This window comes from Microcoleus sp. A003_D6 (assembly GCF_036702825.1).
Taxonomy (GTDB): Bacteria; Cyanobacteriota; Cyanobacteriia; order Cyanobacteriales; family Microcoleaceae; genus Microcoleus.
Genome location: NZ_JAUBWA010000191.1, coordinates 1 through 8,359, shown reverse-complemented (window position 1 = coordinate 8,359; position 8,359 = coordinate 1). Strand labels below are relative to the sequence as shown.

The following is an 8,359-nucleotide window of genomic DNA, read 5'->3' as shown; positions in this document are numbered from 1 at the left end:
CCGGCCCATTCCACAAGAAAAAAAATTTTGTGGGACGGGCATCTTGCCCGTCCTAGTTATTTTTGCAAGAGGTCTAAGGAATGAGAATTAAATAACTTCCACAAGTTTGTGGGATGGGCGTCCCGCCCGTCTTTTTTGGGCGGGCGGGACGCCCATCCCACAATAACAATTAAAATTAAAATTGTAAGTTATTTAATTCGCGATCCTAAGCTGTCACGCATTTAAATTGCATATTGAGGGCGGGCGGGACGCCCGCTCCACAAGACGGCGAATTGTTTTTTGACCTTCAATTTAAATGCACAACAGCTTAACTACAAACCAAACCGGATTTTAACAGCATTTTCGGCAATCAAAACTCCCAAAAATATGCCATTCCTTCCATGATTCCCCAAGCGCAAGCAGAGCCAGCTAAATAATGATTTTCAGTGCCGAATTCGCGATGCCATTCTAAGAGTTCTGACAGAGCATTAGCGACGATTACTCCCCGGACATCCTGTTCAAACATACTGATATCATTGCCAGAATCGCCGCAAACTAATGTTGCTTCAGATGGAATTTGCAGGCGCTTTTGTAAATAAGTAAGGGCATTGCCTTTATTGCTAGTCTTCGGTAAAATATCTACATCGCGATTGCTGCTAAAAATGATTTGAGCGGCCAGTCCCGATTGAGTTAACTTTTGCTGCAATGCCTGGAGAGTCGAGCTGTTTTCGGCTGCTTGTTCCAGACAATAACTGATTTTCCAAGGATTTTGTTCTTTTAGGGATTGGGATTTAAGCTGGGAAAACTGCTTAGCTAAAGAGGCGATCGCCATTTTATCCCAGTCTTGAGAAAGATATTCCGCCCAATCTAAATCGAGGGTTCCGTCTTGGTAAATTTCGCTGCCTACACCTGCGATCAAATAGTCTGGTGCTAGCAGTTGCTTTTGGGCAATTAATTCGCAAGTTGAAGCATGAGAACGCCCGGTAGCGTAAACCAAACAAATTTGCGATCGCTGTGATTGCAAGCGCTGGTTGAAAACTTGAGTTGCTTCGTCATCTCCCACTAGCGTGTTGTCTAAATCTGTAACTAATAAAAACTTCATTTGGGGAATTCGTCAGGAGTCGGTAGTCATCAGTGATTAGTGATTGGGAATCGCTCGCTTCTTAAAATTATTTTAACTATTTATCAGAATTTGTTAAACCAAGCACATTTATAACCAAGCTTATCGTTTAATATTGGCCCAATTTAATTTTCAACAAGTGGTGTGAGTGTTTTTGTGAATAATTCAACCTCCGTTAAAGCTTTTTGGCTGTCTTTCTTGATTTCTGGTGCGGCAGTGCCTTTTGCGCCGATCGCAGCAACAGCTCAAATTCAGGATACCTCAACTCCAGAAGTTGCGCTAGAGGGTAGTACCGTCCCTGCTGCTAACCCAGACGCAGCGCCCGCAGCAGGTAAGATTGAGATACCGCAGTTAGCGGCGATTACCGCAGAGACTAACTCCGCAGTCGATGATCGCGCTTTACCCGACACAGATGCAGCGTGGGTGAATCGCGCTTTACCCGAAACAGATGCAAAAGTCGATCGCGCTTTACCTCAAACAGATATAGCAAAAGTCGATCGAGCTTTACCCGAAACTGATGCAAAAGTCGATCGAGCTTTACCCGAAACTGATATAGCATGGGTGAATCGTGCTTTACCTCAAACAGATGCAAAAGTCGATCGCGCAACAACAGCCCCAGAAATAACGGAGGCAATTCGCGAATTGCCCCCACAGAAGTTAGAAATTGCAAACTCTCCTCAGTCTCAACAAGTTGCTGAAGCCAGCACAGTTGCCGACATCAGCAGCGAGACGGGAACTGCTGATGACCTCAGCATACAAGAAGACGCTGCACAAGTCACCTCTGTTTCCCAACTGTCCGACGTGCGGCCTACAGATTGGGCTTTTCAAGCCTTGCAATCCCTAGTAGAAAGATACGGCTGCATTGCGGGATATCCAGACGGCACATTCCGAGGCAATCGGGCAATGACTCGGTACGAATTTGCTGCCGGATTAAACGCTTGCTTGGATCAAATTACCAAACAACTTGGCGGTTCTACTGGTAATTTAGTCAAGCGAGAAGATTTACTTGCTTTGCAAAGATTGCAAGAAGAATTTGCGGCCGAATTAGCTACATTGCGCGGTCGAGTCGATGCTTTAGAAGCCCGCACGGCCGAATTGGAAGCCAACCAATTTTCAACTACTACTAAACTCAACGGATTTGCTTGGTTTAACCTGAGTGGAGCTTTTGCGGGCAAGCGAGTCCGAGTAGAAGCAATAAATGGAAATGCTGCTCCCCTCGATCGAGTACCCGGACGCGATCCAGTCACCAACAGACCAATTGTGCAGAGAGTGGACGACCCAGAAATCACTTTCAGCCAGTTAGTTTGGTTGACTCTCACTACTTCCTTTACAGGGAAAGACGAATTGATTACACAGCTAGCTGTGGGTAACGGAAATTCACCAGCCAATCAGTATACTTCTCCGGGTCTTTTTAATACCTTTGGCACTCCTTTTCTAGACCAGACTGCTGGGGTAAATCCCAATGAAGTCATCCTGCGGGAACTTTCCTATCGGTTCCCGGTTAGCAACAGCTTGCAAGTAGTAATCGGCCCGAGAATTAATTTCTACCGCTACTTTGACAACAATAACTTTAGCTTTTTCGTGGACGGTGCGAGCAGTTTTAATTCAAACAATAGCACTTTGTTAACTGCTACCAAACGCGGCGCAGGTGCTTTGGCTTTGTGGGATATCGGCCGCCGATTGAAACTGCGTTTGGGCTATTTGGGCGAGAGTATGGAATTTTTGCCCACTTCGGTGTTTAATTCCGCTTCCAATCCGTCTCAAGGCTTGTTTGGTGGGACAAATACGAGTACCGCCGAACTAACATTCAGTCCGAGCGATCGGGCAAATTTGCGTTTTCTGTACAGCCGTTCCAACATCCAGCAAATTGGCGGGCTAATTGGAGCACCGAATGGCAGGCCGATTAACGGTTTGGCAGATGACGGTTTCGGCGGCCGTCTCGGCAATGCTACTGCCAATACTTATAGCTTTAATTTCGATTGGTCGCTCAGTCGCCGTTTCGGTCTTTTCGGCCGCTACGGCTACGCCGAAACCAATATATTTCCCAAGACTGACCGACCAGACGGCACAATCAAAACTCAATCTTATATGTTAGGATTTGCACTTCCTGATTTCTTCAAAAAAGGAGCTGTGTTTACGGCCTCATTTTTAGTACCTTTTGACGTTACTGGCGGTCGGAGGTTTCTGGTTTCTGGCGGGGGAAATGGTGGCAAGCAGTACGAATTTGAGGCAACTTATTATTTGCCTCTCACCGAGCATATTTCGATCGTACCGGCATTTTATGCGATCTGGAATGCAAATAATTTCGATAACAACCCGACAATTTTTGTGGGCAATTTGCGGACGCAGTTTAGTTTTTAATTCCACGTATGAGAACCCAGAAACCGGGTTTTTTGACTAAAATGCTGCGTTTTACCTCGTACCCAAGGTAAAACATCCGGTTTCTAAGGAATGAGAATTAAATAACTTACACTCTTGAAAGTGGGTTGTCCCGCCCGCCCTTTTTGGACGGGCGAGACGCCCCTCCCACAATAACAATTAAAATTGTAAGTTATTTAATTCGCGATCCTAAGTATGGGCGGGGCGGGTTTATATAATTTGTCGATAATTATCAAAAATATAGGCGAACCCGCCCCTACAAAATTTAACATCATACAAGTCCGAATCAAACGGACATGACATGAATTGACACACACTCAATAGACCTCTTGCAAAAATAACTAGGACGGGCAAGATGCCCATCCCACAAAAAACATTTTTCCTTGTGGAACGGGCATCTTGCCCGTTCCAAAATTTGATTAAAAGGATTTTTGCAAGAGGTCTAATAATTAATCCGTGCATTCATGTTCATCCGTTTAGTGCCTTCCTGATTCCTTCTACTTAATTGGAATTTCGATGATAAATTCGGTGCCTTTACCTGGTTCCGAGAGGCACTGCAATTTGCCGTTGTGTTTTTCAACGACAATTTGGTGCGAAATTGATAAACCCAAACCAGTGCCTTTGCCTACGGGTTTTGTGGTAAAAAACGGGTCAAACAAACGCACTATCTGATCTTCTGGAATGCCCGGGCCGTTGTCTTTAATCCGAATTAAAATGCTATTGTCATCAATAGTTTCAGTTTTAATGGTAATAGTAAGATCGATAGAATTTGCGGGGTCTTTTGCTTGGCTGCTGCTTTCTTCCAAGGCGTCGATCGCATTTGCCAATACATTCATAAATACCTGATTTAACAGTCCGGGATGACAGTTTATTTGCGGCAGTTCTCCGTATTCTTTAATCACTTCAATGCCCTGCCAGTTTGCCTTGGCTTTCAGCCGGCTGTTCAACATTAACAAGGTACTTTCTAAACCTTCGTGAATGTCTGCCGTCTTGATTTTCGCTTCGTCCGCCCGCGAGAAATTGCGGAGAGTTTGAATGATTTCTACAATTCGTTCGCATCCGGTCTGCATTGAATTGAGCAATTTTGGCAGGTCTTCGGCTAGAAATTCTAAGTCTATATCCTCGGCTTGTTGCTGAAGTTTTGCTGGGGGATTTGGGTACTCTTCTTGATAGACTTGCACGATTTCTAACAAGTCGAGAACGTAGCCTCGGACGTGGCAGAGGTTGCCGGCGACAAAGCCAACTGGGTTGTTAATTTCGTGGGCAATTCCTGCTAGCACCTGTCCGAGGGAAGACATTTTTTCGGTTTGTACTAACTGCATTTGAGTTTGCTGCAATTCGTGCAAAGCTGTTTGCAATTCTTGGGATTTTTGCCGATCGCGATCGGCGGCAGCGGCCCGTTCTTCCTCAACTCCGATCGCCCCAGCAATAATTCCGATCAGCTTGCAGTCGGCTTCTGTGGGCGCGATCGACTCAGTGTAGAGAACGCACATCGCACCCACGTAATTGTCGCCCAGCCGCACTGCTTGTCCCAGATAGCTTCGCAGTTGGTAGCGGATGACAGCGGGATCAATTTGGCCGTAGATCGTGTTCTGCAAGTCAGGAATCGCCACAGCCCGATCGCTTCCTTTGTTGCATACGTCGGTGCAGATGTGGTTCTCAGCGCGATCGACCAGCGGGTAGTCCGGCGGCGCTTGCCAAGTCGCGATCGCGCGCAGCAGACCGCCGCCGACGCGGCTGTAGATAGCGCTGCTTCCGCCCAAAAGCTCGCCGGCTAAGGATGTCAGGCGCTGGATGTTGTCAGCAGCGTCGGTGGTGAATCCCAAAAAGCACTCGTTGATTTTGCTGAGGCGGTACTCTGCTTGCCTGCGCGCCGTCATGTCGCGGGAGTTGATCGCAATTCCGCTCACAGCGGGGTCTGCTAGCAAGTTCATGCCGACGCCTTCGAGAAAACACCAAGAACCGTCAGCGCGCCGGAAGCGACCTTCTAGGGCGATCGGATCGCCTGGATTTGCAATCAGTTTTTCGCCTTCGGACATCACCGAGGGAATGTCGTCAGGGTGGATCAAATCGAGAATCATTTGACCTGCGAGTTCCTCTGGTTCGTAGCCCAAAACTGTTTCTACAGAAGGGCTTTCGTAAACAATGCGGCCGCTTTTGTCGAGAATAGTAATGATGTCGGAACTGTTGAGAATCAGCGATCGCCACTTAGCCTCATTTTGCAACAAAGCTGACTCGGCTTGTTTGCGATCGGTAATATCTTCTACCATTTGCAAAATAAACTGCGGCGTTCCCTGACTGCTGTCGATGACAGAGGCGCTGAGGCGTCCCCACCTGATGCTGCCGTCTTTGTGGAGGTAGCGCTTCTCGATTTGGTAAGCTTCGCGCGAACCTGCGGCCAACTGTCGGCGCAACTCGCGCGAAACTTGCGCGTCTTCCGAGTGCGCGCAGTCGTCGAGACCCACACCCCGCAGTTCGGCTTCCGATCGCCCCAGCATAGCTTGAAATGCCGGATTAGTGGCGATCGCAACACCTTCGAGGGTAGCGACTACCATGCCGATCGCAGCGCGTTCAAAAATTGCCCGAAACCGCTGTTCGCTGTCTCGCAAAGCTGCATCCGCTGCCACTTCCTGGGTGATGTCCCGCCCCGCGACTGCCAAACCTTTGCGCGAACCGTCGGGGTTGAACAGCGGCACTTTCCGCACTTCAAACAAATTGCTGCCGCCTGTGGGCAAGGGGACAATTTGGCGGCTGGAGGTGAGAGTGCCTGCTTGCCAGGTGGTTTCGTCGGTTTCCTGCCAAGTTAGCAGGATTTCTCTGACTCTCGGATCGGCGGCGGCAGCGAGTTCGGCAGTAGTTTTGCCCTGGTAGTCTGCGGTTTCCCAGCCCAAAAGTTGGAGGGCACAGTCGTTGGCAATCAGCCAGCGCCCCTCGCTGTCTGTGAGGTTGATCGCGTCGGGCACGGCGTCGATCGCGGTTTTCAGCCAGTATTCTTGATTTCGCAAGGCTGCTTCGGCTTGTTTGCGATCGGCGATTTCGGCGACGGTTCCCTCGTAGTAAAGGAGTTCGCCGTCTTCGTCGCGGACTTCGCGCACGTTTTCCGAGATCCACGTAGTGCTGCCGTCTTTGCGGCAGACGCAGGACTCAAACTCTTTCAGGGAGCTGTTTTTGCTGATTTCTGCCATGAAGGAAGCGCGGCGGGTGCGATCGGCGTAAAGGTTTTTTGCCGAACATTTTGCGATCAGTTCTGACGGGGAATCGTAGCCGTACATTCGGGCTAGTGCCTGGTTGGCGCTGAGGTAGCGTCCGTCTGGGGCGGTTTGAAATATGCCTTCGGTGGCGTTTTCAAAGATGCTGCGGTATTTTGCCTCGGCTTGTTTGAGGGCTTCTTCTGCTTGGAAGCGATCGGTGATATCAGATTGGACGCCGATGAAGTGGGTAACGAGCCCGCTGCTGTCGCGCACCGGCGAGATGGTGAGTTCGTTCCAGAAGGCGGTGCCGTCTTTGCGGTAGTTTTTCAGAACTACTTTGCAGTCGTGTTGTTCTTTCAGGGCGACGCGGATTCGATCGACGGCAGCGCCATCGGTATCCGGGCCTTGCAGGAAGCGGCAGTTGTGTCCGATTATTTCGGTGCGATCGTAGCCTGTAATCCGCTCGAAAGCCGCGTTGCAGTAAACTATGGGCTTGTCCGGTCGGGTAGCGTCTGCGATCGTGATGCCGTTGCTGGTAGCTGCCAGGGCGCGATCGTACAGTCTAAATACTTCTTCTATTAAATTCGGTGGATTGCCGCCAGTGCGAGTCGGCGATAACGTTTCAGAAGGAATGCTTCTATCGATATGCATGAGTTTCTATAGATTTAGTTTATTTTCGATCCCGACTAGCAGCACACCCTAAAGTTTAACAGAATTGCCTGTTTTCCGAAGACCGAAGTTAGAAGGTTATTTGACAAAATTTTGGCGATAAACTATACCCATAAAAAATCTGGCATCTATCGTTTTTTTTTCTTTTGTCTTCAGCCTTGTGCTTTCTACCTTCAAAGGAATCCTAGTTGTTAATTTATAATAGTTTTTGCCGCTAGGACTCTATCTCTGGTATGGTTTATTTGGGAGTGTTTTAGCGGCTTACAGGTTCACGCATTTATTTTTTAGAGTGAATCAAAAAGAATAGAGCGTCCGGCTCTCCTTAAGTATTTTTTAATTATTTTTTTAGTTAAGCAATTCAAACTTTTCTCACAAAAAACGAGAAAAATTTAATTTTGAACGATCGCAGCAAGTTCCGAAATATCGCCGATCGCGAAAGTCGGTTCTAGGGCGAGACACTGAGCGCGATCGCCATATCCGCAAGCCGCCCAACAAACATCTATCCCAGCATTTTTAGCAAACAGCAAATCAATCGCTGTATCGCCAACCATTAAAATTTGACTGTTATCCAACTCCGGGAACAGCGGTTTAATAATCGAGTGAAAAACATTCGGATTGGGTTTCATAATTTCTCCGTTGTCACCTTGAATTAAATCAAAAAAAACTTTAAATTTTTAAGTTTTGCAGTAACAAATTCACAAAACTAACGTGTTTGTTGCTCAAAAATCCCAGGCTCAATCCAGACTGGCGCGCCAACTGCAAAATTTGCTTTGCCCCGGTAAATAACTCCACCTGTTTTTCACCTTCCGTCCGATAATAAGAGCGGTAAGTTTCAACCCATTCAGGAATTGCGTTTTCCGCGATCGCCGAATGGAGGATTTTGAAACTATTTGGTAAATTGATACCGATCGTACCTATAATAGTATCAGCAGCAGGCGGGGTAATAAGCTGTGGAGCATTTAAACCACTAACGAGACCTGTAGGGTGCGTCAGCTAGAACACTGACGCTCGCAAGGGAAAC

General features: G+C 47.8%; 5 protein-coding genes. 1 reads left to right on the top strand and 4 read right to left on the bottom strand.

Annotation, left to right across the window (positions count from 1 at the left end):
• Positions 1–349: 349 nt before the first annotated feature.
• Positions 350–1,081, bottom strand: coding sequence for a sucrose-phosphate phosphatase (locus tag QUB70_RS30270; RefSeq protein WP_332985410.1), 732 nt, complete (start codon positions 1,079–1,081; stop codon positions 350–352).
• A 174-nt stretch (positions 1,082–1,255) separates the two neighbouring features.
• On the opposite strand from QUB70_RS30270, the gene QUB70_RS30265 reads away from it, so the two are divergent.
• On the top strand, positions 1,256–3,460 hold the full coding sequence (locus tag QUB70_RS30265; RefSeq protein ID WP_332985408.1) for an iron uptake porin: 2,205 nt from the start codon (positions 1,256–1,258) through the stop codon (positions 3,458–3,460).
• Between the two features lie 515 nt (positions 3,461–3,975).
• Here the strand turns inward: QUB70_RS30265 and QUB70_RS30260 are convergent.
• The 3 genes from QUB70_RS30260 to QUB70_RS30250 form a co-directional block, all read right to left on the bottom strand.
• A complete protein-coding gene (locus tag QUB70_RS30260) occupies positions 3,976–7,320 on the bottom strand; it encodes a PAS domain S-box protein (protein WP_332985406.1) in 3,345 nt (1,114 codons plus the stop codon).
• Positions 7,321–7,727: 407 nt separating this feature from the next.
• Positions 7,728–7,964 carry an HAD family hydrolase gene (locus QUB70_RS30255; RefSeq protein ID WP_332985404.1) on the bottom strand — a complete coding sequence of 79 codons (237 nt, stop codon included), beginning with the start codon at positions 7,962–7,964 and terminating at the stop codon, positions 7,728–7,730.
• 40 nt (positions 7,965–8,004) lie between these two features.
• Complete coding sequence (locus tag QUB70_RS30250; RefSeq protein WP_332985412.1) at positions 8,005–8,217, bottom strand: HAD family hydrolase; 213 nt, start codon at positions 8,215–8,217, stop codon at positions 8,005–8,007.
• Positions 8,218–8,359 lie beyond the last annotated feature (142 nt).